Origin of the sequence: Corynebacterium sp. UMB2355A, from assembly GCF_033877495.1 — a bacterium.
Taxonomy (GTDB): domain Bacteria; phylum Actinomycetota; class Actinomycetes; order Mycobacteriales; family Mycobacteriaceae; genus Corynebacterium; species Corynebacterium pseudogenitalium.
Genome location: NZ_CP138856.1, coordinates 1 through 24,730, shown reverse-complemented (window position 1 = coordinate 24,730; position 24,730 = coordinate 1). Strand labels below are relative to the sequence as shown.

Genomic DNA, 24,730 nt, shown 5'->3' with positions numbered 1-24,730 from the left:
TACTAAAGCTCTGGGCCGTCGTTGCTGGGGGTGTTGTCTAGCCAGTTGTCTGGGGCGTTGTCGTAGTCGTTATCTGCAGCAGCTTGCTGGTGGATACGGGATACCATCTCATCATCTGCGGTAGCGCTCATGCCGAGTGAGTCGAGGAAGTCCATGGACTTCTTTAGGCCTTGCATATCGCGACGTTGAGTAGACAGTGCGTCGAGTTCGGTCTCCAACTGGCGAATCGGGGTAGTAAAGCTGTCGCGATAGTCCACAGCTTGGTCGTAGTGCTGCGCGACTTTGTCGCGCAGTCGGATTGCTTCATCGAGGATTGCTTGGTCCTCCTTGCCGTGGCGTAGTCTGCCGAAAAAGCCCCTCGCGTTCTTTTCTTCTGCAGACTCACGAACCACCTGTTCTTGCTGTTCGCACTGCTTCCCAAGCTGCTCAACCGCCTGGTTGGCTTGGTCGTACTCACCGCGCAGCGTCTCTAGCTGCGTGCTGACGCGGTCTATCTCAGTATCGAGGTGCCCCAAGGCATCGCCAAAGTCCTGTTCCTGCTGCTCGCAAGGGGATGCGAGCTCTGGCTGTGCTACCTCATCGGTACTATCGACTTGAGCGCGAGCATGGAAATCAACGAAGCGGGCTTCGCGCTTAGCGGCAAACGCCTGCATGTAGGCACCCATCTCGGTGCCAGCAAAAGGACTACCAGTATCTATATGGGTAGGGTGATTGACCAGTTTGGCCAGTTCCCAGTCCTGCTTAGCCTGTCCAAATAACGCTTGAGGTGTGCGGTCACCTTGGGCGCGCACACCTGCAGACACCAAGAGGTCGCGGGCGTACTCGGCAGACTCGCGCCGAGAAACCTGGCGTATCTGACCGTGCCCGGTCTCAGTATCTCCCGGTTGAGTCTCTGCGATGTAGAGGAAGTTACCTTCACGTCCACGGGTCATAGGAACGTAAACGCTAGCTTTATCCAGGTTGCCGACACCAGCGACTACACGGGACACATCCACGGTCGCACCTTGGGAACTATGCCCGGTAGCGGCATAACCGAGTTGGGCATGCTTTTCCAGGTAATCGCTATTTAACGTCACTGTGGCAGAAGTATCGTCACATCGACGGGCAGTAATCGAGCCGTCATAACCGATGGAATCAACAACCCAGCGTTGACCATTGCGCACCATATCCCCGCTGCTAGTAATCAGCTTCGAGTCATTACGACGAGTCAGGACTACATCACCAACGCCAGCTTCCAAACCATCAGACAAGCACAATCGGTTCTCAGCGTTAATCTCACCACGCTCGGCGCGAATCTTCTGTGCCGCAGCATTAAGCGCGGTGACCTGGTCGCGGGTGGCAGCAACCAGCAGCGACTGCTTTCCTGCGGCAGTATCCTCACGCCACCCAGCCAAAGCATCGTCCATCATGGCCGTTACCGAACCAGCATGCAGGCGATCATGGTGCATATACCACTCGGCGGCACGGGAAACGTCTGATTCTTCACCACCGCGCAACCACTTCGATGCTTCACGCTCACCGGCATCACGCTGGCGGAACACCTCGGCTAGTTCGACCGCATCGGGAAGCTCATGGGACAAGGTTGCCAGCAGACCAGAGCGTGCCTTAACCGCCGAATACTGCTCTGGATCACCGACAAAAACCACACGCGAACCTGCGGCACTAGCCGTCTCCAGCACGCGAGCCATATCCGGGTTAGACACCATGCCGGCTTCATCTACGACTAGGACGGTGTCCTGGCCCCACCCCAACTTCGCCGCTGTTTGCTCCGGTGTCAGCTCGTCTGTGCCAACATATGCGCGGGCAATCGTCATGGATTCATCAGCCACATTCTCGCCCACCATCACATCAGCAGCCTTACCAGTCGGTGCTAGACCCACGACGTGTTTACCAGACTGGTTCCATGCCTTGTGCGCGGCTTTAAGTGAAGACGTCTTACCAGCACCGGCAGGCGCGACTACCACAGAAGTCAGATAGTCAGAACTGACGACCGCGCGCATAGCGTCCGCCTGAGCAGGAGATAGTTCGCCTTCAACCGGCTGAATCGACTCGGCATTAACCCCGCGCTCAACCCGTGCAGTAGCCATATCAACTACTCGTTCAACCTCGTCGACAACCTCGACGGTGGTGTACTTCTGCGAGCCTTCGCGCTGGGTATTATCCAGCTCGCGGGATTTCTCCGGAGTTACCGACCACGTTCCTTTTTCACCCAACGCGGCATCGACAAGCCGCTCCACAGTGGCAGTCATATCCTGCGGAGAAACTGCGCCAGGGCGGATAAGTTCCGCTGCTTTTTCAGCTACATCGGCACGAGTAAACGTGGAGCGTTCTGCGATAACCTCGGCCAAAATCTGGGCAGGTTTCGGCAAGAAATCCTCCCCCAATTCACGCGAGGCCGCTTTACTTCTTGGCTCCAGTCCGTCCACAAACGCACGCACCGTTGCGCCATGTTCGGCACTAGCCCACTCGGTTTCTAACTCGTCTAGTGGAGTCTCGGTGTCCTTAGTGCGGCGGGTGATTTTCTGCGCGATGCGCTCATACGACGCCCGCGTCTCTAAACCATTCTCGGCCTGCCATTGGTCAATCTCGCGCGCCCTAGTTGAATACGACGCAAGCAATTCTGGGTCATCAAGACCGACGATTTCCGCGCACCCATTGACCACATCACCGAACTCCACACCGAGCTTTCGACTCAGAATTTCGCGCACCGTGGCCTGATACACCATGCCTGCCGCACGCGCTTCGTGATACAAACTAACCCCATCCAGAGTGCGAGCCTTACCGTCCTGGCACAACTGCTTATTCGCCAACAACACGTGGGAATGGACGTGAGGATCGCCCGCACGTGAAGTTCGGTGTTCATATTTCACGCCAGAAATACCCGCCAATTTTTCAATGATCAGACGCTTCTTTGACGCAGCAGGGTCTTGCTTTCGCGTATAGCCGGCATGCTCTGATAAGTAATCCAATGCCTGACTTACTGCCGCCTGGTGGGCTTCATCAACGATGCTACGAACCGAAGAATCAACACCCATGCCCCACAACAATGAAACAGATTTCGGCGCACAAAACGTCAGATCGAACCCCGGAACCCCTTTATCCCCGAGAGCTTTTCCAAGCTTTACACCACTCGGGGCAACCGCCTTATTGAACCAATCCTCAACTGTTTTTCCCGACACAACAGCGCCGTTTTCGGCACCCAAAAACGCCGAGACCTCGGCCACTTTTTCACCCCGAAGCCACACCGAAGCTGGCTGCTTTCCGTCCTCGGAATAGTACGAATCCGGCCCTCGATTCTCATCAACTGTGGACTGATAATAGGCCACGGAATGCGCACCCATCTTCGCGATAGTCAGCACACACGCCACCTCCTCTAACCAGCACGGTGAGCATCGGAACACCCCTAGGCACTTCTAGTGCAAATGTACCATAAACCTAGAGCGCTTAGCGCTCGTAAAGCGTGGTCAGCGCAGAAAAGTAGCCGGCGCTTCGGTGTCTCTGGTTGTGTCAGGCAACCGCTAGCGATAACTACGAACGCCAGGACGCGATAATCACGCGGGGCAAGAAAGTCGCACACGCGACTTTCGCGGCAGCACTAAAGAGCCAAGCGTTAAGGAGCAGTGATGGACAAACTTTTCGGGCGCGAAGCGGCCAAGATTGGACGCCAAATCATCGACCAGGCCGAGCCGTTTAACGCCGCCCACACCACTAACTGGGGACTACCTTGCAAGCCCACCGTCACGCGCCACCAACGCACACGAGTCCACCGGTCGAGAAAAATCGCCCAGCACGCGCATGATAGACACGCGTACTGGGCGACTTTCGCTTTCAGTGTTTAGGATGCTGCGAGCTTTTGGGCGCGCTGGTAAGACACTCCGAGGACTGTTCCCATATCTCGCACGGTCATTCCAGCGTTTCTCATTGCAACAGCGAGGTCATGAGTGCTTGCCTGTGCCGCAGCGGCCAGTCGTGCCGCTTCTTCGCGTTCTTTTTCGGCGCGAGCTTTCATTTCCGCAAGGCCCGGTGGGAGAACAACATCAACAATAATGTTGATTTCGTCTGGGTCTAGGCCTGCCTGGTAGGCCAGTGCTTCGCGCATCTCGTCGGCAGCATTAGCCAGCCGCTTAGTTTGGGACACTGCCCCTAGTTCGGCGCATTCGAGCACCCATACTCCGCTGGTTCCGCGTTCTGCGGTTACTGTGTATGTCGTGGTCATTACCTCCACCAGCCTTTACCTAATTCTTGGGCGTATTGGTCGAAAAACTTCTTGACTGTCACATCGTCAATCTCACGGTGCCTACCTAAGGTTCGGGTGGTGCTGCCTACCCGATAAGCGTCATGGCGCGATAGGGCGATTTCCTCAAATTCAAGACCGCGCCGCTTGGCTTCCGCTTTCAATTTCTTGATGACGGCGTTTCGCTTCATAACAGTAGTCTACCGACGGGAGACTAAACAAGTCAACAATGGGTTGACGGTTTTTCTTGATTATGCTCCTTTGCCAGTTGAACTGGCACCTGCCGCACAAACCCACCGTCACGCGCGGCTAACGCACACGAGTCCGTCGGCTGATAAAAGTCGCCCAGTACGCGTGTCTATCATGCGCGAGCTGGGCAAATCCTTGTTCGGGGGAAAGTGCACACGCATATGACATGGTGTCCACATGAGTAGAAAACATCCTTCACCCGCACCTCGTCCATCGCTTCGCACCAGCACCGTGATTTTCGGGGTGGCGATCATTTCCATTATCGTTGCCAGCCTGTTTGGCTGGGTGGCAGAGCTTCTGACTGTTTTCGCCGTCTGCTCGCTCGCTGCGGCAGTCCGCGTTGGTGTCGCCATAGCAGCCACCATGCCGTGGGAGAAGCCGGTGAAAAAATCGCGCTGGATCGATGTCGGAATCTTTCTCGGTCTCATCCTGGGGGCACTTGTCTTTTTCTCGCTTGCTGATCACCTCTAACGGCCCGTTAGTCGGCGAGGTATTTATACAGTGTGGTGCGCCCTATCCCGAAGCGGCGGGCAACCTCTGTTTTCGGAACCCCCTCGCTCACCCACTCGCGCGCCTGCATTATTTGCTCCTCGTTGAGGACTTTCGCACGCCCCTTATACACGCCGCGCGCCTTGGCTTTGGCAATGCCTTCGGCTTGGCGTTCACGAATAATCGCGCGTTCAAACTCCGCCACCGACCCGAGTAGGCCAAGCATGAGCTTGGCCACCGGACTCGAGTCCAATGAATAGGTCTGCCCCTCTTTGAGGAATTTCACGGATACTCCGCGTTCGGTGAGTTCATCGACCAGGCGGTGGAGGTCGATAAGGGAACGGGCAAGCCTGTCCATGCTCACCACAATGAGTTGATCGCCGGCGCGCACATAATCAAGCGCCCCATCTAAGCCGGGGCGCTGGGTGGACGAACCACTCACCGTGTCGGTGAAGATGCGGAAGACTTTTTCCTTCTTCAACGCCGCCAACTGCCGGTCGAGATTCTGATCCTTGGAACTCACGCGCGCGTAACCGATTTTCTGCCCCGTAACCACCTCTGGTTGTTCAGGAATGTCTAGAGGTAGTGACGGTTCTGTTTCATTACTCATAAACCCACCCTAGCGAACAGTGAGTTAAACGCGATGCATGTAATTCTCAAACTGTTCACTTAGGGTGTACCCCAGGTGCCCCTACCAGCGCCCGCAGTTGAAGGCTTCACCTACCAAATGGTAAAGTTAGCTATATGCGAACCAGTCAGCGCTCCGAGATCCTGGAAGCTGCCCTCCGCGTCATGAACGCAGCGGAGGGTGGCGACATTACCCTTGACGCAGTGGCCCACGAGGCCGGGCTCACCAAACCGGGATTGCTATATCACTTCCGCAACCGCGACGTACTGCTCGCCGCGATCGTCGACCACGCTGCGGCCAACGTCGAGAACGACATGACTGCCACCCTTGGCAAGCCCCTCGAGAACGCCAACGCCACCGAGCGGCTCCTGAGCTACGTTCACGTCGCCGCCCACGGGGCCGCCAAGCGCGCCGAGTTCATCATCTGGGGCCAAGCGACGTATCGGCCCGAACTCACCGAACCGTGGACTACGCGGATGGGCCGCTGGCTCGAACTCCCGGACGATCTCGACGCCGCCACCCGAGCCAGGCTGACCACCGCCCGACTCGCCGCCGACGGACTCTGGGGCGCCCAGGCCACAGGTGTGTCCACCCTCCACGGCGCGGATCTCGAAGCCGTCGTCTCCAGCATTCGCTCCCTGATCGAAGGAACAACCCCATGAAGCAGTGGTTCCTGCTCGCTGGCGCCATCACTACCGAAGTGGCGGCGACGCTGTCTCTCAAGGCGGCGCTCAATCACCCATCCTGGTACATCGTGGTTGCTGCCGGATACATCGGCACTTTCGTCTTCCTCACCTTCTGCCTGCGCGAAGGAATGCAGATCGGCGTCGCCTATGGCATCTGGGGAGCCAGCGGGGTCGTGCTCGCCGCCGTGCTATCCGCCGCGATTTTCGGGCTCCCGCCCCAAGTTGCAACAGCACCCTACAAAGACTAACTATCAGAAAAACTCATCGAGCATCAAATGAAACTGCAATTTATTCATATCAGGATTATCAATACCATATTTTTGAAAAAGCCGTTTCTGTAATGAAGGAGAAAACTCACCGAGGCAGTTCCATAGGATGGCAAGATCCTGGTATCGGTCTGCGATTCCGACTCGTCCAACATCAATACAACCTATTAATTTCCCCTCGTCAAAAATAAGGTTATCAAGTGAGAAATCACCATGAGTGACGACTGAATCCGGTGAGAATGGCAAAAGCTTATGCATTTCTTTCCAGACTTGTTCAACAGGCCAGCCATTACGCTCGTCATCAAAATCACTAGCATCAACCAAACCGTTATTCATTCGTGATTGCGCCTGAGCGAGACGAAATACGCGATCGCTGTTAAAAGGACAATTACAAACAGGAATCGAATGCAACCGGCGCAGGAACACTGCCAGCGCATCAACAATATTTTCACCTGAATCAGGATATTCTTCTAATACCTGGAATGCTGTTTTCCCGGGGATCGCAGTGGTGAGTAACCATGCATCATCAGGAGTACGGATAAAATGCTTGATGGTCGGAAGAGGCATAAATGCCGTCAGCCAGTTTAGTCTGACCATCTCATCTGTAACATCATTGGCAACGCTACCTTTGCCATGTTTCAGAAACAACTCTGGCGCATTGGGCTTCCCATACAATCGATAGATTGTCGCACCTGATTGCCCGACATTATCGCGAGCCCATCTATACCCATATAAATCAGCATCCAGGTTGGAATTTAATCGCGGCCTCGAGCAAGACGTTTCCCGTTGAATATGGCTCATAACACCCCTTGTATTACTGTTTATGTAAGCAGACAGTTTTATTGTTCATGATGATATATTTTGGTGCTGTTGCAAAGTTGGGGCAGTAGGAAGACCGGCGTGGAATAATCAGGTCCATGGGCATCTTCTCCGGTCGGCAGTTCCCTCGTGAAATCATCCTGTGGGCGGTGCGGTGGTACTGCCGCTACGGCGTGAGCTATCGCGACCTCGAAGAGATGATGACCGAGCGGGGAGTGCCGGTCGATCACACCACGATCTACCGCTGGGTCCAGAAATATGCTCCTGAGCTGGATAAGAAGACCCGGTGGTATCGGCAAGTTCCTGACTGGCAGGCCAGGTCCTGGCGGGTGGATGAGACCTATATCCGGGTCGGGGGAAAGTGGTGCTACCTCTATCGGGCAATCACCGCCGGTGGCCAGACCCTGGACTTCTACCTCTCACCAAAACGCAACGTCGCGGCAGCGAAGCGTTTCCTGGCGAAGACGCTACGGTCGAATAAATCGGCAGGCTATCCGCGGGTGATCAGCACCGACAAGGCCCCCTCACTCGCCAGGGCAATCTCTGAGCTGAAGGCGGAAGGCGTCTGTCCATCGACGGTCGAGCATCGTCGGGTGAAATACCTCAACAACGTCATTGAAGGCGATCATGGCCGGTTAAAGCGGATCCTGGGGCCGAAAGGAGCATTCAAAAACCGAACGTCTGCCTACCGGACGTTGAAAGGGATGGAAGCGATGCACTCATTGCGGAAGGGGCAGGGCACGATGTTTGCCTATGGTCACCCGAATCCGGATGCAGTGATTGTTAGCCGGGTATTCGAGACGGCCTGACAACACAGGAACATAGCGTTGATCACACAATAAAAACGGAGCTTTCTTGGCTCCCGCCCCAAGTTGCAACAGCACCTTCAACTGCCTCTGTCTAGTCTAGATGTAGTTGAACGGGTTTGTGAACACCCACTCGGCGAAATGCTCGCGATCGGCTCCTCCGGACCACTGTTCACATCAACGACCGTTTGTTGAACGGCGGTGTGAGTCAGCCCCAGCCCTGCGACGCCACGAACCGTCTTGGGCGGCGGATGCGAGGCGCAGGCCTGCCCATCACGCCGAGTCCCGTCGGACATGGGCACATAGCCCCGCGCCCGCCAGGCCGAGTGCCGGTACGAGAAGCGCGACGGCAGGAGGCCACACGGACATGCCTGCAGGGGCCTCTCCAAGTGCCTGGGCGAGGAGCATGTGGCTGGCGTTGAACGGCAGCCACGGCGTGATCGCCTCGAGCATCGGGACCATGGACGCGAGCTGTTCGATCAGGAGCATCCACGTGATCGGCGCGGCGACGGACACCGCGACGGAGCGCGTGAGGACGGCAAGCGCCGTCGCCATCGTCGCCCACAGGAGAACGACGAGGAGGTAGGCCGCGAGGTAGGCCCACCCTCGCGGCGACATGGCCAGCCCGTCGGGATAGAACGTCGCCGCGACGAGCGCGAGGCCGATGCCGACGACGTACGCGAATGCGAGGAACGCCCACTGGACCGCTGCCTGTGCCACCAACGAGGCCCATCGACTCTTCTGCGTGAGGAAGGACAGCGCCGTCGACCCCGCATTGATCTCGGTCGCGGTGTGTGTGCCGGCGAACACGATGGCCAGCACATGGAAGATGCTCACGCACTTGCCCAGATCACCGGCGTCGATCGGCCCTCGATAGGCCGGGTCGTAGACGATGCCCATCAGGACGATGGGGCCGACGCAGCAGCCGATCAGCAGCGCAGCGAAGATGCCTGTGGAGCGCACGGTGAGCAGTCGGCGCACCTCAGCTGTCAATGCTCGTGTCATCGCTCGGGCCTTTCTTTGCCATGTTCGGCTTCGGATGATCGGTCGGTGAGGCGGAGGAATTCCTCTTCCAGCCGGATCGGCTTGTCCGTCAGGGCAGTGATGAGCACGTCGAGGTCTCGGCAGGTCCGCGAGAGCGTGAGCGCGTCGGGGACCGTCTCGTCGAATGTCACGCAGAGTCCCTCGGGCAGTGCGGTTACGGGGACCCGCAGTCCGCGCAGAGCCTGCTCGACGCGTTCGTCGTCGTCGGTGCGGAGGAGCGCTTGGCGGCTGCGCGCGTGCAGAAGATCGGCGACGTCCCACTGGCCGAGCAAGCGGCCGTTGTCGATGACGACGAGGCGGTCGGCGAGGGTCTCCATCTCGCCGAGCAGGTGGGAGGAGACAAGGACGGCGTGGCCGCTCGCGGCGGCATCGCGCAGGAAGGCGCGCATCCACTCCATCCCCTGCGGGTCGAGGCCATTCATCGGCTCGTCGAGGACGATGTTGCGCGGTCTGCCCAGCAGGGCGGCCGCGAGCCCCAGGCGCTGCTTCATCCCGAGCGAGTAGCCGCCGATCCTGCGATGAGCTGCCTGGGTCAACGCGACGGCCTCGAGTACCTCCCAGGCGCGGCGGTCGGGTAGGCCGGCAGAAGCAGCGATGGTCGTCAGGTGCGCCAGTCCGGTCCGGCCGGGGTGGAACCAGGAGGCGTCGAGGACGGCTCCGACGACCTCGGCCGGCCGTCTGGGCGGTCAGCGGGAGCCCGTCGATGAGCACGGTTCCGGTGGTGGGCTTGTGGAGCCCGAGGAGGCATCGCATGGTCGTGGACTTGCCGGCTCCGTTCGGGCCTAGGAACCCGGTGATGGATCCGTCGGGGACCGTGAAGCTCAATCCTTCAACAACGGTCACCTGGCCGTAGCGCTTCGAGAGACGGTCGACCTCGATCATGCGCGCCCGCCCTGGGACCGGCTGGCCGAATCCGGATGGCCGTCCCGTCCGCCAGTCAGACGCCGGTCCAGCACCGGCGACGCCGCGGCGACGACGGCCGCGACGACGAGGGCACCGAGCGCGAGACCGGAGAGCACGTCGTGGACGTAGTGGACTCCGGCGGCCACTCGAGAGGCGGCGATCGCCAGCGCGAGAGGCAACGCGAACCAGGCGAGGCGGGGGACGACGAGGATGCAGGCGGTGGCGAAGGCAGCGGCCAGGACGGCGTGATTCGACGGCCACGACCAGTCCCCGCTCCCGGGGCAGCTGAGCACAGTGGCAGTGTCGACGACGCTGCAGGGCCGCGGCTCCTCGACCAGCAGCTTGACGGCCTCGCTCAATCCGTAGGCCGTGATCACGCCGAGTCCAGCCAGCGCCAGGAGCCAGAACCGCCGGCGCTCGCGCAGCCAGCACCAGAGAGCGAGGACGCCGGCGGTCGCCACGAGGGCAAGCAGACCGAATTCGGCCACGGATCCCACCGCCGAGGCCAGTGCCGAGCCCTCGGCGAGACCGGCGACAGCGGTGAAGAGGCGCTCACGCACCGGATACGTCGCGAGAGCGAGGGCAGCAAGAGCTGCGACGGCAATCAACAGCGCGGGCCACGGCACGGGGCGGGACGAGGATCTGCGCGACGTCGAAAGCGTGCGCGTCGAAGTTTCGTGAGTCATGAAATCCACGCTATGGACGCGGTTCGGCCTCAGAATCTGCCATGCGGGGCGACTCGTCTATGCCCACGGTCATACCGGCGAGGTGCTGCGCACGCCCGATCGAGGGAGGCGGCGAGCCCACGGTCCCCGGTAGAATGGAGCGCATGACCCTAATTGATCGTCCGTCTGCGCGCCGGAGCGTCGACGCGCTAACGGCGATCGGTTTCGGGGTGCTGGCCTCCGCGCCGGAGCCGGGCCTCTTCATGGCCCTGCTCACCGGCATCGCCGCGATCGCAATCGGGCTCTGGTCCAGGGGTCCGCGCGCGGGCCTGGGAGGACTGGCAGTGCTGGTCGTCGTGAGCATGGCCCGGGCCACGTGGCTCGACGGGCACTGGCTCTACGTCGCGGAGGAGTTGCCCCCGGCGCTCATGCGCGCTGGTGTGCCCTGGCTGATCGGTCTCGCCGTGCGCCAGTACATCGTCCTCGGGCGGAGGGCAGACCGCGAGCGAGAGCTGCGGCAGGTCCAGCGCCTGGCCGAGCTCAAGGAGCGCGCCACCGCCGACCGGATCGCCCTCGCGCAGTCGCTGCACGACGACCTCGGCCACTCGTTGAGCCTCGTCGCGCTCAATCTCGGACGGCTCGAGATCGACCCGGCACTGCCCGAGAGCGCCCGCACCTCGCTCTTACACGCCCGCAACGACCTCGCCCACGCGGTCGAACGCCTGGGGGACTCCGTCTCCGACCTCAGAATCCGGCGCTCCCGTGCTGCCAATGGGCGCAGCATCTGTCGATGCACTGCTGGCCCGGGCCCGCGCAGCCGGTGCGCGCATCACCGTGCAAGGACTGCCGGAACCCAGGCGGCTGCAGGACTTCGGAGGCGAGCAGGTCACGAGGGTCCTACAAGAAGCGATCACGAACGCAAGCAGGCACGCTCCCGGCACCCCGATCGACATCACCGCTGCCGACGTCGGTGCCGAGCTGCGTCTGAAGATCGAGAACGCCCTCGGCGAGACTCCTGCCGACGCGCACACAGCGGGCACGGGCCTGAGCACTTTGGAAAGTGAGCTCCGCGCCCACGGCGGAGAACTCGCCGCGGAGAAGACGGACAGTGCGTTCGTCCTCTCTGCGGTCCTCCCGACTCGCCGTCAGGAGCAGAGCACGCACGATGATCGCGCTGTGGAGGCGACGAGAGACGTCGATGAGAGCTCGACCGGCAGAACGAAGCTCCGCCAGCGACTGATTCTCGCCTCGACCGCGGCGATCGTCGTCGTCGGGCTCGCAGCGGTCGAGGCGCTGACGGTGGTGCAGAACCACCGCGCGCTGCTGTCGGCAGGGGCCTTCTCAAGCATCAGCGTCGGAGACGCGCGGGCGGAGACCGAGCGGATCCTGCCCGGCCACGAGCTGCCGGCCAGGCGGGGCGAGAACCGACCGGACGACTGCCACGACTACGCCGTGACCGCGAACACCTTTGACGACGCTGCCGGGGACGTGTACCGGATCTGCTTCGCGCAGGACGAGGTCTCCAGCACCGAGTACATCGCAGGAGGACAACGATGACAGCGACCGAGGCCCCGGTCAGAGTCCTGGTCGCCGACGACGACCCCCTCGTGAGGACCGGCATCGTCGGGATCCTCGACACCGATCCCGCCATCGAGGTCGTAGCCCAGGCCGCCGACGGAGCAGAGGCCCTGCGCAAGATCGACGCGCACCGTCTCGACGTCGCCCTCTTCGACATCCAGATGCCCGGGATGAGCGGACTCGACGCGCTGCAACGGCTCCGCTCCGACGGGAGCGCGCTCCCCTGCCTGTTCGTCACCACGTTCGGGGAGGACGACTACATCGCCGAGGCCATCCGGCTCGACGCAGACGGGTTTGTCCTCAAGTCCGGCGATCCGCGCCAGCTGATCGCCGGTGTGCACGCCGTCGCCGGTCGCGGAGCGTTCTTCTCGCCCTCGGTCGCCCGGCGTCTGCTCGACTCCGGCGTCTCGACGACGTACACCCAGTACGCGAGCGCCGTCGAACGCTTCGAACGCCTCACGGCTCGCGAGCGAGAGATTCTGATCCGGCTCAGCCAAGGAGAGACGAACGCTGAGATCGCGAAAGCGCTGCACCTCGCTCCCGGCACCGTCAAGGTGCACGTTTCCGCGATCCTGCGGAAGACTGAAGCGCGCAACCGCGTAGAAGCAGCCCTCATCGCCCTTCGCGCCGGACGAGCCTGATCTTCTCGGGACGACGACGATCAGGCTTCGTCGTGCCGGAGCTTCGGAACGTCCGCGACGAGACCTTCGATGGTGTCTTCGGGGCGGAGACAAGCGCCGCGCAGAGGAGGTCGAAATCTGCCACGGCACCATTGTTCCCGAGTCGCGTCCGACCCTGCTCGCGCGGAGAAGGTCCCGGAGTAGATCTGGGGGCGTTCTTGTGGTCATTCTCAGAAGACGAAGTCGGCGGCTGTCTCGCCGACCTCGGCGCACATCGAAGCGACGTTGCTCGCCTCGATGTCGGTCCTGGACGTCGCAACGTCCGCGAAGTTCTTCAAAGTGTCCTCGGTGATCTCGACGCGTATCGATTCCGCCGCGACGTTCTCCAACGGCGACTTGCCGATCCACGTCGCCTCGAACGCTGCTCCATCGCCGCCGTCGACCCGCTCGAGGGTGGCGACGCCCTCGGACTTCGTCTGGCCGGCGCAGTTGACGATCCCGTAGGTGACCTCGCCCGCCTCCTCGTCGAGCACCCAGCGCTCAAGCGCGGGCGAGAAGTTCTGGATCGCGCGGAGATACTGGACATGCCCGTCCTCGACGCCCAGGTCCGCGGTTGCGCCCGACTTCTCGCCCTGGCCGCCTTCCTCGGTGCTCTCGTCGCCGGTCTCCTCGGCCGGGGTCTCCGGCTCGGTAGGCTCGGTAGCCGGTGCCGAGGGGACTGGATCCTGCGCTTCGGCATGGAACGCGGCGCGGTCCTCGTCGTCGCCGGGGTAGCTGCACCCGCTGAGCGCGAGAGCAGCGGCGGCCAGCAGTGCTGCGCCGATGGTCGTGATCGCCGCCTTCGTCATCAGACGTCACCCCTCTCGGCATCGGGCGTACCAGTGGTCGTCTTCACCTGGAGGCCCGACTTCGTCTTCATCTTCGAGACCAGGTTCGTGAACAGCTGCGGCGCGACGATGAAGGACGCGATGAGCGCCGAGGCGGCTCCGGCGATCCAGACGTTGCTGAAGATGCCGAGCGCCACCGAGAGTCCCCAGCGGAAGATCATGTAGCCGACGGTGAAGCCGAGCGCCAGCAGCGCCATCCGCCAGATGGGCGAGCGGCCCTGGAACTCCTGGAACTCGCGCCAGGCGGTCTTGAGCAGGCCGCGCGTCTCGCCGAAGTCCTTCCGGTTCTTCTCCGGGACGACGATCAGCCCCGCCTTGAGCATCATCGAGATGAGCTGCATGAAGAAGAAAAACAGGCCGGTCGCAGCCAGGTCCAGGGCTCCGGCGTTGGAGATCGCCCAGGCGGCCATGCCGACAGCGCCGCAGGCGAGCAGGGTGCCCAGCACCGTCCAGGCGTGGTTCTCGGGGCCGCCGCGGTCGAGCTTGATGTTGATGTTCTGGTCGGACATGGTCCTCACTCCTTCGTCTCGTCCAGCTTCGCGGGGCCGGAGATGATCTTGATGGCGTCGTTCGGCACGGGAGCGACGCTCTGCTGTGCCTCACCCGCCGTAGAGGAGGCCGACAAGCTGCTTCGCCATGTCCGCGGCGTCCGCCGCGATGAAAATCTCGTCATCGGTATCCAGAATCAACGCCACGGTCTCTTAGACCTCCGACCCCGACCGCCGGTTCCCGGCGGCGCCCCTGCCAACGCTTTTCACACTTTCTGGTGCCCTCCAAGACGAAAAGTCAGTTGCCGAAGAAATCTCTCTGTGAAATCTCTCTGGCACATTTGCAGCACGAAAGGCGTCCTGCGGCATCTCAGCATTCGCTCATATTAAGAGAATAGGTGAGCTTTACAGGCATACAGTTGTACAGTTTACTGTAAATGCTAAACATGCTGGTAGATAAGTCTTCTATTTCTCTTTATCGTCATGTTCTACAGACAGACCGGCGAGCATGATGCGGTAAAACTCGTTTTCAATGCTCTTGTCTTCGAAGTCCGCTGCGACGTGTTCCCAGTGATATTCCTCTAACTGGGGCAGCATCGCAGTAACTGCCATCTTGAGGTAGAAGCCGCGACTGCGACCAGTACGGGCACACAAAGTATCTAAGCGCTCAATGATGTCTTCTGACATCCGCACAGACACCACTCGTCCTGACTTGTGGGGGCCTTGAACCATGGAATTCCTTTCACTTATTGCGTAAACAATGTTTACAGTTTGCCTTGCGGCAGTGTACATATTTTTCGCAGCGGTATCTCTCCACTGTGTAAACATTGTTTACCATAGGCTCGGAGTCGATGAGGAGGGGACGGACTTTTACTAAAGCTCTGGGCCGTCGTTGCTGGGGGTGTTGTCTAGCCAGTTGTCTGGGGCGTTGTCGTAGTCGTTATCTGCAGCAGCTTGCTGGTGGATACGGGATACCATCTCATCATCTGCGGTAGCGCTCATGCCGAGTGAGTCGAGGAAGTCCATGGACTTCTTTAGGCCTTGCATATCGCGACGTTGAGTAGACAGTGCGTCGAGTTCGGTCTCCAACTGGCGAATCGGGGTAGTAAAGCTGTCGCGATAGTCCACAGCTTGGTCGTAGTGCTGCGCGACTTTGTCGCGCAGTCGGATTGCTTCATCGAGGATTGCTTGGTCCTCCTTGCCGTGGCGTAGTCTGCCGAAAAAGCCCCTCGCGTTCTTTTCTTCTGCAGACTCACGAACCACCTGTTCTTGCTGTTCGCACTGCTTCCCAAGCTGCTCAACCGCCTGGTTGGCTTGGTCGTACTCACCGCGCAGCGTCTCTAGCTGCGTGCTGACGCGGTCTATCTCAGTATCGAGGTGCCCCAAGGCATCGCCAAAGTCCTGTTCCTGCTGCTCGCAAGGGGATGCGAGCTCTGGCTGTGCTACCTCATCGGTACTATCGACTTGAGCGCGAGCATGGAAATCAACGAAGCGGGCTTCGCGCTTAGCGGCAAACGCCTGCATGTAGGCACCCATCTCGGTGCCAGCAAAAGGACTACCAGTATCTATATGGGTAGGGTGATTGACCAGTTTGGCCAGTTCCCAGTCCTGCTTAGCCTGTCCAAATAACGCTTGAGGTGTGCGGTCACCTTGGGCGCGCACACCTGCAGACACCAAGAGGTCGCGGGCGTACTCGGCAGACTCGCGCCGAGAAACCTGGCGTATCTGACCGTGCCCGGTCTCAGTATCTCCCGGTTGAGTCTCTGCGATGTAGAGGAAGTTACCTTCACGTCCACGGGTCATAGGAACGTAAACGCTAGCTTTATCCAGGTTGCCGACACCAGCGACTACACGGGACACATCCACGGTCGCACCTTGGGAACTATGCCCGGTAGCGGCATAACCGAGTTGGGCATGCTTTTCCAGGTAATCGCTATTTAACGTCACTGTGGCAGAAGTATCGTCACATCGACGGGCAGTAATCGAGCCGTCATAACCGATGGAATCAACAACCCAGCGTTGACCATTGCGCACCATATCCCCGCTGCTAGTAATCAGCTTCGAGTCATTACGACGAGTCAGGACTACATCACCAACGCCAGCTTCCAAACCATCAGACAAGCACAATCGGTTCTCAGCGTTAATCTCACCACGCTCGGCGCGAATCTTCTGTGCCGCAGCATTAAGCGCGGTGACCTGGTCGCGGGTGGCAGCAACCAGCAGCGACTGCTTTCCTGCGGCAGTATCCTCACGCCACCCAGCCAAAGCATCGTCCATCATGGCCGTTACCGAACCAGCATGCAGGCGATCATGGTGCATATACCACTCGGCGGCACGGGAAACGTCTGATTCTTCACCACCGCGCAACCACTTCGATGCTTCACGCTCACCGGCATCACGCTGGCGGAACACCTCGGCTAGTTCGACCGCATCGGGAAGCTCATGGGACAAGGTTGCCAGCAGACCAGAGCGTGCCTTAACCGCCGAATACTGCTCTGGATCACCGACAAAAACCACACGCGAACCTGCGGCACTAGCCGTCTCCAGCACGCGAGCCATATCCGGGTTAGACACCATGCCGGCTTCATCTACGACTAGGACGGTGTCCTGGCCCCACCCCAACTTCGCCGCTGTTTGCTCCGGTGTCAGCTCGTCTGTGCCAACATATGCGCGGGCAATCGTCATGGATTCATCAGCCACATTCTCGCCCACCATCACATCAGCAGCCTTACCAGTCGGTGCTAGACCCACGACGTGTTTACCAGACTGGTTCCATGCCTTGTGCGCGGCTTTAAGTGAAGACGTCTTACCAGCACCGGCAGGCGCGACTACCACAGAAGTCAGATAGTCAGAACTGACGACCGCGCGCATAGCGTCCGCCTGAGCAGGAGATAGTTCGCCTTCAACCGGCTGAATCGACTCGGCATTAACCCCGCGCTCAACCCGTGCAGTAGCCATATCAACTACTCGTTCAACCTCGTCGACAACCTCGACGGTGGTGTACTTCTGCGAGCCTTCGCGCTGGGTATTATCCAGCTCGCGGGATTTCTCCGGAGTTACCGACCACGTTCCTTTTTCACCCAACGCGGCATCGACAAGCCGCTCCACAGTGGCAGTCATATCCTGCGGAGAAACTGCGCCAGGGCGGATAAGTTCCGCTGCTTTTTCAGCTACATCGGCACGAGTAAACGTGGAGCGTTCTGCGATAACCTCGGCCAAAATCTGGGCAGGTTTCGGCAAGAAATCCTCCCCCAATTCACGCGAGGCCGCTTTACTTCTTGGCTCCAGTCCGTCCACAAACGCACGCACCGTTGCGCCATGTTCGGCACTAGCCCACTCGGTTTCTAACTCGTCTAGTGGAGTCTCGGTGTCCTTAGTGCGGCGGGTGATTTTCTGCGCGATGCGCTCATACGACGCCCGCGTCTCTAAACCATTCTCGGCCTGCCATTGGTCAATCTCGCGCGCCCTAGTTGAATACGACGCAAGCAATTCTGGGTCATCAAGACCGACGATTTCCGCGCACCCATTGACCACATCACCGAACTCCACACCGAGCTTTCGACTCAGAATTTCGCGCACCGTGGCCTGATACACCATGCCTGCCGCACGCGCTTCGTGATACAAACTAACCCCATCCAGAGTGCGAGCCTTACCGTCCTGGCACAACTGCTTATTCGCCAACAACACGTGGGAATGGACGTGAGGATCGCCCGCACGTGAAGTTCGGTGTTCATATTTCACGCCAGAAATACCCGCCAATTTTTCAATGATCAGACGCTTCTTTGACGCAGCAGGGTCTTGCTTTCGCGTATAGCCGGCATGCTCTGATAAGTAATCCAATGCCTGACTTACTGCCGCCTGGTGGGCTTCATCAACGATGCTACGAACCGAAGAATCAACACCCATGCCCCACAACAATGAAACAGATTTCGGCGCACAAAACGTCAGATCGAACCCCGGAACCCCTTTATCCCCGAGAGCTTTTCCAAGCTTTACACCACTCGGGGCAACCGCCTTATTGAACCAATCCTCAACTGTTTTTCCCGACACAACAGCGCCGTTTTCGGCACCCAAAAACGCCGAGACCTCGGCCACTTTTTCACCCCGAAGCCACACCGAAGCTGGCTGCTTTCCGTCCTCGGAATAGTACGAATCCGGCCCTCGATTCTCATCAACTGTGGACTGATAATAGGCCACGGAATGCGCACCCATCTTCGCGATAGTCAGCACACACGCCACCTCCTCTAACCAGCACGGTGAGCATCGGAACACCCCTAGGCACTTCTAGTGCAAATGTACCATAAACCTAGAGCGCTTAGCGCTCGTAAAGCGTGGTCAGCGCAGAAAAGTAGCCGGCGCTTCGGTGTCTCTGGTTGTGTCAGGCAACCGCTAGCGATAACTACGAACGCCAGGACGCGATAATCACGCGGGGCAAGAAAGTCGCACACGCGACTTTCGCGGCAGCACTAAAGAGCCAAGCGTTAAGGAGCAGTGATGGACAAACTTTTCGGGCGCGAAGCGGCCAAGATTGGACGCCAAATCATCGACCAGGCCGAGCCGTTTAACGCCGCCCACACCACTAACTGGGGACTACCTTGCAAGCCCACCGTCACGCGCCACCAACGCACACGAGTCCACCGGTCGAGAAAAATCGCCCAGCACGCGCATGATAGACACGCGTACTGGGCGACTTTCGCTTTCAGTGTTTAGGATGCTGCGAGCTTTTGGGCGCGCTGGTAAGACACTCCGAGGACTGTTCCCATATCTCGCACGGTCATTCCAGCGTTTCTCATTGCAACAGCGAGGTCATGAGTGCTTGCCTGTGCCGCAGCGGCCAGTCGTGCCGCTTCTTCGCGTTCTTTTTCGGCGCGAGCTTTCATTTCCGCAAGGCCCGGTGGGAGAACAACATCAACAATAATGTTGATTTCGTCTGGGTCTAGGCCTGCCTGGTAGGCCAGTGCTTCGCGCATCTCGTCGGCAGCATTAGCCAGCCGCTTAGTTTGGGACACTGCCCCTAGTTCGGCGCATTCGAGCACCCATACTCCGCTGGTTCCGCGTTCTGCGGTTACTGTGTATGTCGTGGTCATTACCTCCACCAGCCTTTACCTAATTCTTGGGCGTATTGGTCGAAAAACTTCTTGACTGTCACATCGTCAATCTCACGGTGCCTACCTAAGGTTCGGGTGGTGCTGCCTACCCGATAAGCGTCATGGCGCGATAGGGCGATTTCCTCAAATTCAAGACCGCGCCGCTTGGCTTCCGCTTTCAATTTCTTGATGACGGCGTTTCGCTTCATAACAGTAGTCTACCGACGGGAGACTAAACAAGTCAACAATGGGTTGACGGTTTTTCTTGATTATGCTCCTTTGCCAGTTGAACTGGCACCTGCCGCACAAACCCACCGTCACGCGCGGCTAACGCACACGAGTCCGTCGGCTGATAAAAGTCGCCCAGTACGCGTGTCTATCATGCGCGAGCTGGGCAAATCCTTGTTCGGGGGAAAGTGCACACGCATATGACATGGTGTCCACATGAGTAGAAAACATCCTTCACCCGCACCTCGTCCATCGCTTCGCACCAGCACCGTGATTTTCGGGGTGGCGATCATTTCCATTATCGTTGCCAGCCTGTTTGGCTGGGTGGCAGAGCTTCTGACTGTTTTCGCCGTCTGCTCGCTCGCTGCGGCAGTCCGCGTTGGTGTCGCCATAGCAGCCACCATGCCGTGGGAGAAGCCGGTGAAAAAATCGCGCTGGATCGATGTCGGAATCTTTCTCGGTCTCATCCTGGGGGCACTTGTCTTTTTCTCGCTTGCTGATCACCTCTAACGGCCCGTTAGTCGGCGAGGTATTTATACAGTGTGGTGCGCCCTATCCCGAAGCGGCGGGCAACCTCTGTTTTCGGAACCCCCTCGCTCACCCACTCGCGCGCCTGCATTATTTGCTCCTCGTTGAGGACTTTCGCACGCCCCTTATACACGCCGCGCGCCTTGGCTTTGGCAATGCCTTCGGCTTGGCGTTCACGAATAATCGCGCGTTCAAACTCCGCCACCGACCCGAGTAGGCCAAGCATGAGCTTGGCCACCGGACTCGAGTCCAATGAATAGGTCTGCCCCTCTTTGAGGAATTTCACGGATACTCCGCGTTCGGTGAGTTCATCGACCAGGCGGTGGAGGTCGATAAGGGAACGGGCAAGCCTGTCCATGCTCACCACAATGAGTTGATCGCCGGCGCGCACATAATCAAGCGCCCCATCTAAGCCGGGGCGCTGGGTGGACGAACCACTCACCGTGTCGGTGAAGATGCGGAAGACTTTTTCCTTCTTCAACGCCGCCAACTGCCGGTCGAGATTCTGATCCTTGGAACTCACGCGCGCGTAACCGATTTTCTGCCCCGTAACCACCTCTGGTTGTTCAGGAATGTCTAGAGGTAGTGACGGTTCTGTTTCATTACTCATAAACCCACCCTAGCGAACAGTGAGTTAAACGCGATGCATGTAATTCTCAAACTGTTCACTTAGGGTGTACCCCAGGTGCCCCTACCAGCGCCCGCAGTTGAAGGCTTCACCTACCAAATGGTAAAGTTAGCTATATGCGAACCAGTCAGCGCTCCGAGATCCTGGAAGCTGCCCTCCGCGTCATGAACGCAGCGGAGGGTGGCGACATTACCCTTGACGCAGTGGCCCACGAGGCCGGGCTCACCAAACCGGGATTGCTATATCACTTCCGCAACCGCGACGTACTGCTCGCCGCGATCGTCGACCACGCTGCGGCCAACGTCGAGAACGACATGACTGCCACCCTTGGCAAGCCCCTCGAGAACGCCAACGCCACCGAGCGGCTCCTGAGCTACGTTCACGTCGCCGCCCACGGGGCCGCCAAGCGCGCCGAGTTCATCATCTGGGGCCAAGCGACGTATCGGCCCGAACTCACCGAACCGTGGACTACGCGGATGGGCCGCTGGCTCGAACTCCCGGACGATCTCGACGCCGCCACCCGAGCCAGGCTGACCACCGCCCGACTCGCCGCCGACGGACTCTGGGGCGCCCAGGCCACAGGTGTGTCCACCCTCCACGGCGCGGATCTCGAAGCCGTCGTCTCCAGCATTCGCTCCCTGATCGAAGGAACAACCCCATGAAGCAGTGGTTCCTGCTCGCTGGCGCCATCACTACCGAAGTGGCGGCGACGCTGTCTCTCAAGGCGGCGCTCAATCACCCATCCTGGTACATCGTGGTTGCTGCCGGATACATCGGCACTTTCGTCTTCCTCACCTTCTGCCTGCGCGAAGGAATGCAGATCGGCGTCGCCTATGGCATCTGGGGAGCCAGCGGGGTCGTGCTCGCCGCCGTGCTATCCGCCGCGATTTTCGGTGAACCTCTGACCGCTGTGATGGGTCTTGGAATGGTTGCGATCATCAGCGGTGTCCTCACCGTCGAACTCGGCTCCCAGAAAGCTCAGCAAACCGCAGCCCAGGAAGCAGGAGTCAACTCATGAGATGGATCTTCCTCGCAGGCGCCATCTTGTCCGAAGTCGTCGCGACCATGTCGCTACGAGCCTCCGACGGTGGCCGGGTGAAGAAATGGTTCATCGGCGTCATCGCGGGGTATCTCGTGGCGTTCGTCGCCTTAAGTCTCGCCTTGGCCGACGGCATGGCCCTTGGCGTCGCCTACGGCATCTGGGCAGCATCCGGCGTAGCTCTCACCGCGATCCTCGCCCGGGTCATCTTCCACGAACCCCTCACCCGAACCATGGCCCTCGGCATCCTCCTCATCGCCGTCGGAGTTCTCACCGTTGAACTCGGCGCCAACTTGGCGAACTGACGCATTTCCGCAGGTAAACCAGGCAGATTGGTGTGCTGCACCACGAGGCGCACAGACAAAGGCTCCCCAATGAGCGCCTGTGGGCCTAGCGTTGTGGATGTGATCACCTGTGTCGTCCACTACACCATCGACCCCGACCAGATCGCAGCCTTTGAACAGTTCGCCCGCGCTTGGATGCGGCATGTCGACGAACACGGCGGCACCCACCACGGGTACTACCTACCCGCGGAAGGTGTGAGTGACCGTGCGGAATCCCTGTTCAGCTTCCCCAGCCTGGCTGCCTACGAGCAGTACCGCACCTTGTTCGGCACCCACTCGGACTTCATCGCCGCTGACCGGATTCGAGACGAGTCCGAGTGCGTCCTGCGGTACGAGCGCACCTTCATGCGGCCGCTCCTACCCCAGGGACACTGAAAGGGACTCCGGCAGCACGCTCGGCACAACCCACAACGCCGCAGGTCAGCGCGTACAGATGGGTGTACCCTTTATTTTCTCTCTACTTTGAAGTGACTCTCTTTAGTTAAAGTTGCTTTCATGACCGGGAAAGCCTTAAAGGGCTAAACCGAAGGCGGCTAAAATAGAAGGGATGGAATGGCGGACATTGTTCATGAAGCCCAGGACACACACCTGTGCGCTTTGTTCATCAAAGCCCACGGAGACGGTGAAGACTACGAGTACGCACTAGATGCCGCCAACAGTGCGGCCAAACACCTGCAAGCAATACAAGCAGAACTGCCTGCCACTTCCCCACTGGCCCGCGGCGCCGGCATACTCGCCAAGTTCGTACGCGCAGCACAGAGGAATCTGTCTCAACAACGCCCCGCAGATAACCCAGACGAACTTCTAGACTTAGCCACCAGCCTCAAAGAACGACTGGAGGGCACGCAATAAAGGAAACTCCCCTTAGTGCTTCTCGTCGTTGGAAGCACTAAGGGGAGAAGCCACCTGCGGGCGCAGGCAATAAATATTCCCCGTGAAAATACTGGACGCCAAAGAATTCCTGCTGGTATCAAAACCAAGAAACTAGGGAGGTTTTCTTCACGTGAGGTTCTATCTAACTGCCTAACGGCAGGGGAACCGTATATTGCTTACGGCATGTTCCACTTTCAACTAGATAAGACCGGCTTCACGCAGAGCTTTCAGATGACGGTTAGCTTGCTGACGGGTGATGCCCAATTCCTGACCTACGGTTCGTCCTGACGGAGTCTTTCCTGTCTGCGTCAAGATGTCCATCGCTGTCGCTAGCACCCGTCCGCGGGTACCTTTTCCACGACTCTGTCGAAGTGCGTTTGCAGCTTGAAGCTTTTTGCGCTCTGTCTGCGCATATTCGCCGTGTGGGTCTTCCTTCCAGCGCTCTGCGGCTTTCTTACCACCCCTGCGCCCCATGGTAGCCAGTGCTTTACGCTCGCTACTGGTAGCTTTTCCTGGCGCGCTAGCGCTTCCATAGGCTCTGCTCTTGGACTGGGTGACGTAGCCACGCACGCGACGTGCCATGGTTTGGCGGTCGCGCATGGGTGGCATCTCGCTGTCACGGCCTGCTCCGCCGTGGGTGTGGGCGACGTTGTAGGCGTGCTCGTAGGCATCGATAATCGCCGCGTCAGTCAAGCGTTGACCTTGCTGGCGCAGACGGTGACCAGTCTTGAGTGCGTGCTTAAAGGCGGTTTCGTCACGTGCCGCTTTTCCCTGGGTAATCCACAGCACGCGCACACCGTCGATAAGCTCCGGATCGTACTGGTCTAGTCCTCCGGCGATTTCAGCGTCTACGTCTTGGGCAAGGGCTTTGAATGCTTGGGCTTGCTCACGGCGAGACTTAACTGCGTTGATAAGTTCCCGGCCAGAGGAAAACTGCTGGCGTGGGACGGGGTTGAACTGGTCGTGTCCTGCCAAGTCCCTCACCTTTTTTACCAAGTCTCCCAGACGCATCACCCTATTGTGCTGCCTGTACCAACGATAAGCCGTGGGAGCCTTGCCGGTATAAAACGGGTTGCGGCTAAAGCGGTGAGAGAAGTGAGGGTCGTGGTCTAAAAGCTCACCCAGTACGCGCGTGGTTGCTGCCAGTAGTTTCATCTGCGCTGATTTACCGCCACGGTCAGCGTAGACGGGGTCGATAAGCCATATGAACTGGGCTTTACCGTTAGTCGGGTTAATTCCCGCCCACGCTGGGCCGATGTTGTGGGCGATAAGTGAGCGCACCACGTCACGGACATAGGGGTTTAAGTCTGCGGGGTCGCCGCCGGCTGTTCCTACTTGGTCAACGTCAACGACTAGGACGGCGGCGTACTGCTTACTGGTAAGCATGACGTACTCGCACCGTCCTAAAGCTTCGGTGTCGAAGCGATACATGCGTGGCGAGTTTGTACCGTCGGCATTACGCATATACGCCTTGGAAAAATCTCGTCCGACAGACCCGTGGAGTACCTCGCGGCCTAAATGTGCGCGGAGCAGGTCGCGGTCGCTGGCTGATGCTGGGGTGTTATCCAGTCCGCCGCGGTCTGGTTCGACGCGGGTGGGTGTTTTAGTGTGCGCATTCTGCGCATGAGTCTGTAAACTCAT

At 59.3% G+C, this 24,730-nt stretch carries 30 protein-coding genes and 3 pseudogenes; 14 read left to right on the top strand and 19 right to left on the bottom strand.

Annotated elements, in window-relative coordinates; translation table 11 throughout:
• Positions 1-2: 2 nt before the first annotated feature.
• The 3 genes from mobF (R0V12_RS11435) to R0V12_RS11425 form a co-directional block, all read right to left on the bottom strand.
• Positions 3-3,359, bottom strand: coding sequence for a MobF family relaxase (mobF, locus tag R0V12_RS11435; protein ID WP_320073030.1), 3,357 nt, complete (start codon positions 3,357-3,359; stop codon positions 3-5).
• A gap of 476 nt (positions 3,360-3,835) precedes the next feature.
• On the bottom strand, positions 3,836-4,138 hold the full coding sequence (locus R0V12_RS11430) for a hypothetical protein (RefSeq protein ID WP_254360262.1): 303 nt from the start codon (positions 4,136-4,138) through the stop codon (positions 3,836-3,838).
• Between the two features lie 77 nt (positions 4,139-4,215).
• Positions 4,216-4,425, bottom strand: coding sequence for a hypothetical protein (locus R0V12_RS11425; RefSeq protein ID WP_005325312.1), 210 nt, complete (start codon positions 4,423-4,425; stop codon positions 4,216-4,218).
• A 235-nt stretch (positions 4,426-4,660) separates the two neighbouring features.
• On the opposite strand from R0V12_RS11425, the gene R0V12_RS11420 reads away from it, so the two are divergent.
• On the top strand, positions 4,661-4,954 hold the full coding sequence (locus R0V12_RS11420) for a hypothetical protein (protein ID WP_257046270.1): 294 nt from the start codon (positions 4,661-4,663) through the stop codon (positions 4,952-4,954).
• 7 nt (positions 4,955-4,961) lie between these two features.
• On the opposite strand, the gene R0V12_RS11415 is transcribed toward R0V12_RS11420, so the two are convergent.
• Complete coding sequence (locus R0V12_RS11415; RefSeq protein ID WP_257046269.1) at positions 4,962-5,582, bottom strand: recombinase family protein; 621 nt, start codon at positions 5,580-5,582, stop codon at positions 4,962-4,964.
• A gap of 134 nt (positions 5,583-5,716) precedes the next feature.
• Between R0V12_RS11415 and R0V12_RS11410 the strand changes: the two genes are divergently transcribed.
• Positions 5,717-6,262, top strand: coding sequence for a TetR/AcrR family transcriptional regulator (locus R0V12_RS11410; protein WP_034666346.1), 546 nt, complete (start codon positions 5,717-5,719; stop codon positions 6,260-6,262).
• Positions 6,259-6,501: pseudogene (locus tag R0V12_RS11405) on the top strand (DMT family transporter); the annotation flags it as partial. The gene R0V12_RS11410 and the pseudogene R0V12_RS11405, both read left to right, overlap by 4 nt.
• A gap of 36 nt (positions 6,502-6,537) precedes the next feature.
• Here the strand turns inward: R0V12_RS11405 and aph(3')-Ia are convergent.
• Entirely contained in the window at positions 6,538-7,353 is an 816-nt protein-coding gene (gene aph(3')-Ia, locus R0V12_RS11400; protein WP_000018326.1) for an aminoglycoside O-phosphotransferase APH(3')-Ia, read from the bottom strand.
• Between the two features lie 116 nt (positions 7,354-7,469).
• Here aph(3')-Ia and R0V12_RS11395 point away from each other — a divergent pair, with 116 nt between their 5' ends.
• Positions 7,470-8,180 carry an IS6-like element IS1628 family transposase gene (locus tag R0V12_RS11395; protein ID WP_010889963.1) on the top strand — a complete coding sequence of 237 codons (711 nt, stop codon included), beginning with the start codon at positions 7,470-7,472 and terminating at the stop codon, positions 8,178-8,180.
• Between the two features lie 270 nt (positions 8,181-8,450).
• Here R0V12_RS11395 and R0V12_RS11390 read toward each other — a convergent pair whose 3' ends face one another.
• Together R0V12_RS11390 and R0V12_RS11385 are read right to left on the bottom strand one after the other, a co-directional pair.
• The gene (locus R0V12_RS11390) at positions 8,451-9,182 is read right to left on the bottom strand and encodes an ABC transporter permease (RefSeq protein WP_066513013.1); all 732 of its coding nucleotides are present in this window, start codon (positions 9,180-9,182) and stop codon (positions 8,451-8,453) included.
• The gene (locus R0V12_RS11385) at positions 9,179-9,757 is read right to left on the bottom strand and encodes an ATP-binding cassette domain-containing protein (RefSeq protein ID WP_413774883.1); all 579 of its coding nucleotides are present in this window, start codon (positions 9,755-9,757) and stop codon (positions 9,179-9,181) included. Before R0V12_RS11385 ends, R0V12_RS11390 begins: the two co-directional genes overlap by 4 nt.
• A gap of 58 nt (positions 9,758-9,815) precedes the next feature.
• Between R0V12_RS11385 and R0V12_RS11380 the strand changes: the two genes are divergently transcribed.
• A complete protein-coding gene (locus tag R0V12_RS11380; RefSeq protein WP_320073036.1) occupies positions 9,816-10,007 on the top strand; it encodes a hypothetical protein in 192 nt (63 codons plus the stop codon).
• Here R0V12_RS11380 and R0V12_RS11375 read toward each other — a convergent pair.
• The 3 genes and pseudogenes from R0V12_RS11375 to R0V12_RS11365 all read right to left on the bottom strand — a co-directional run.
• Positions 9,957-10,103 (bottom strand): annotated as a pseudogene (locus R0V12_RS11375) (ATP-binding cassette domain-containing protein); the annotation flags it as partial. The gene R0V12_RS11380 and the pseudogene R0V12_RS11375 sit on opposite strands and share 51 nt — an antisense overlap.
• Positions 10,100-10,810: a phosphatase PAP2 family protein gene (locus R0V12_RS11370; RefSeq protein WP_080972059.1), complete on the bottom strand. Its 711-nt coding sequence runs from the start codon at positions 10,808-10,810 to the stop codon at positions 10,100-10,102. The gene R0V12_RS11370 and the pseudogene R0V12_RS11375, both read right to left, overlap by 4 nt.
• 188 nt (positions 10,811-10,998) lie before the next feature.
• Positions 10,999-11,379, bottom strand: coding sequence for a hypothetical protein (locus R0V12_RS11365; protein ID WP_320073032.1), 381 nt, complete (start codon positions 11,377-11,379; stop codon positions 10,999-11,001).
• Between the two features lie 18 nt (positions 11,380-11,397).
• Between R0V12_RS11365 and R0V12_RS11555 the strand changes: the two are divergent.
• From R0V12_RS11555 to R0V12_RS11355, 3 genes and pseudogenes are all read left to right on the top strand, one after another.
• A pseudogene (locus tag R0V12_RS11555) lies at positions 11,398-11,478 on the top strand (hypothetical protein); the annotation flags it as partial.
• Between the two features lie 82 nt (positions 11,479-11,560).
• Positions 11,561-12,346, top strand: coding sequence for a sensor histidine kinase (locus R0V12_RS11360; protein ID WP_320073031.1), 786 nt, complete (start codon positions 11,561-11,563; stop codon positions 12,344-12,346).
• Positions 12,343-13,008, top strand: a complete 666-nt coding sequence (locus tag R0V12_RS11355; RefSeq protein WP_011867674.1) for a response regulator — start codon at positions 12,343-12,345, stop codon at positions 13,006-13,008. Before R0V12_RS11360 ends, R0V12_RS11355 begins: the two co-directional genes overlap by 4 nt.
• Here the strand turns inward: R0V12_RS11355 and R0V12_RS11350 are convergent.
• The 7 genes from R0V12_RS11350 to R0V12_RS11320 form a co-directional block, all read right to left on the bottom strand.
• Entirely contained in the window at positions 12,980-13,132 is a 153-nt protein-coding gene (locus tag R0V12_RS11350; protein WP_320073034.1) for a hypothetical protein, read from the bottom strand. The two genes, R0V12_RS11355 and R0V12_RS11350, sit on opposite strands and share 29 nt — an antisense overlap.
• 85 nt (positions 13,133-13,217) lie before the next feature.
• A complete protein-coding gene (locus R0V12_RS11345; RefSeq protein WP_066513015.1) occupies positions 13,218-13,835 on the bottom strand; it encodes a hypothetical protein in 618 nt (205 codons plus the stop codon).
• Complete coding sequence (locus R0V12_RS11340; protein WP_011867672.1) at positions 13,835-14,383, bottom strand: hypothetical protein; 549 nt, start codon at positions 14,381-14,383, stop codon at positions 13,835-13,837. The genes R0V12_RS11345 and R0V12_RS11340 overlap by 1 nt, the downstream gene beginning before the upstream one ends.
• Before the next feature lie 444 nt (positions 14,384-14,827).
• Entirely contained in the window at positions 14,828-15,094 is a 267-nt protein-coding gene (locus tag R0V12_RS11335; RefSeq protein WP_371885747.1) for a ribbon-helix-helix domain-containing protein, read from the bottom strand.
• A gap of 141 nt (positions 15,095-15,235) precedes the next feature.
• Positions 15,236-18,592 carry a MobF family relaxase gene (mobF, locus tag R0V12_RS11330; protein WP_320073030.1) on the bottom strand — a complete coding sequence of 1,119 codons (3,357 nt, stop codon included), beginning with the start codon at positions 18,590-18,592 and terminating at the stop codon, positions 15,236-15,238.
• A 476-nt stretch (positions 18,593-19,068) separates the two neighbouring features.
• The gene (locus R0V12_RS11325; RefSeq protein WP_254360262.1) at positions 19,069-19,371 is read right to left on the bottom strand and encodes a hypothetical protein; all 303 of its coding nucleotides are present in this window, start codon (positions 19,369-19,371) and stop codon (positions 19,069-19,071) included.
• A gap of 77 nt (positions 19,372-19,448) precedes the next feature.
• Positions 19,449-19,658, bottom strand: a complete 210-nt coding sequence (locus tag R0V12_RS11320) for a hypothetical protein (protein WP_005325312.1) — start codon at positions 19,656-19,658, stop codon at positions 19,449-19,451.
• Between the two features lie 235 nt (positions 19,659-19,893).
• Here R0V12_RS11320 and R0V12_RS11315 point away from each other — a divergent pair, with 235 nt between their 5' ends.
• Entirely contained in the window at positions 19,894-20,187 is a 294-nt protein-coding gene (locus tag R0V12_RS11315) for a hypothetical protein (protein WP_257046270.1), read from the top strand.
• Positions 20,188-20,194: 7 nt separating this feature from the next.
• Here R0V12_RS11315 and R0V12_RS11310 read toward each other — a convergent pair whose 3' ends face one another.
• Positions 20,195-20,815: a recombinase family protein gene (locus R0V12_RS11310; protein WP_257046269.1), complete on the bottom strand. Its 621-nt coding sequence runs from the start codon at positions 20,813-20,815 to the stop codon at positions 20,195-20,197.
• Positions 20,816-20,949: 134 nt separating this feature from the next.
• Between R0V12_RS11310 and R0V12_RS11305 the strand changes: the two genes are divergently transcribed.
• The 5 genes from R0V12_RS11305 (at position 20,950) to R0V12_RS11285 (ending at position 23,068) form a co-directional block, all read left to right on the top strand.
• On the top strand, positions 20,950-21,495 hold the full coding sequence (locus tag R0V12_RS11305; protein WP_034666346.1) for a TetR/AcrR family transcriptional regulator: 546 nt from the start codon (positions 20,950-20,952) through the stop codon (positions 21,493-21,495).
• Positions 21,492-21,851 carry a DMT family transporter gene (locus tag R0V12_RS11300; protein WP_048733039.1) on the top strand — a complete coding sequence of 120 codons (360 nt, stop codon included), beginning with the start codon at positions 21,492-21,494 and terminating at the stop codon, positions 21,849-21,851. The genes R0V12_RS11305 and R0V12_RS11300 overlap by 4 nt, the downstream gene beginning before the upstream one ends.
• Positions 21,848-22,177 (top strand): DMT family transporter, encoded by a 330-nt coding sequence (locus tag R0V12_RS11295; protein ID WP_003849969.1) that lies wholly within the window; start codon positions 21,848-21,850, stop codon positions 22,175-22,177. Before R0V12_RS11300 ends, R0V12_RS11295 begins: the two co-directional genes overlap by 4 nt.
• Before the next feature lie 99 nt (positions 22,178-22,276).
• Positions 22,277-22,591: an NIPSNAP family protein gene (locus R0V12_RS11290; RefSeq protein WP_174232238.1), complete on the top strand. Its 315-nt coding sequence runs from the start codon at positions 22,277-22,279 to the stop codon at positions 22,589-22,591.
• Positions 22,592-22,768: 177 nt separating this feature from the next.
• Positions 22,769-23,068: a hypothetical protein gene (locus tag R0V12_RS11285; RefSeq protein ID WP_257046266.1), complete on the top strand. Its 300-nt coding sequence runs from the start codon at positions 22,769-22,771 to the stop codon at positions 23,066-23,068.
• Positions 23,069-23,287: 219 nt separating this feature from the next.
• On the opposite strand, the gene R0V12_RS11280 is transcribed toward R0V12_RS11285, so the two are convergent.
• Entirely contained in the window at positions 23,288-24,730 is a 1,443-nt protein-coding gene (locus R0V12_RS11280) for a replication initiation protein (RefSeq protein WP_320073033.1), read from the bottom strand.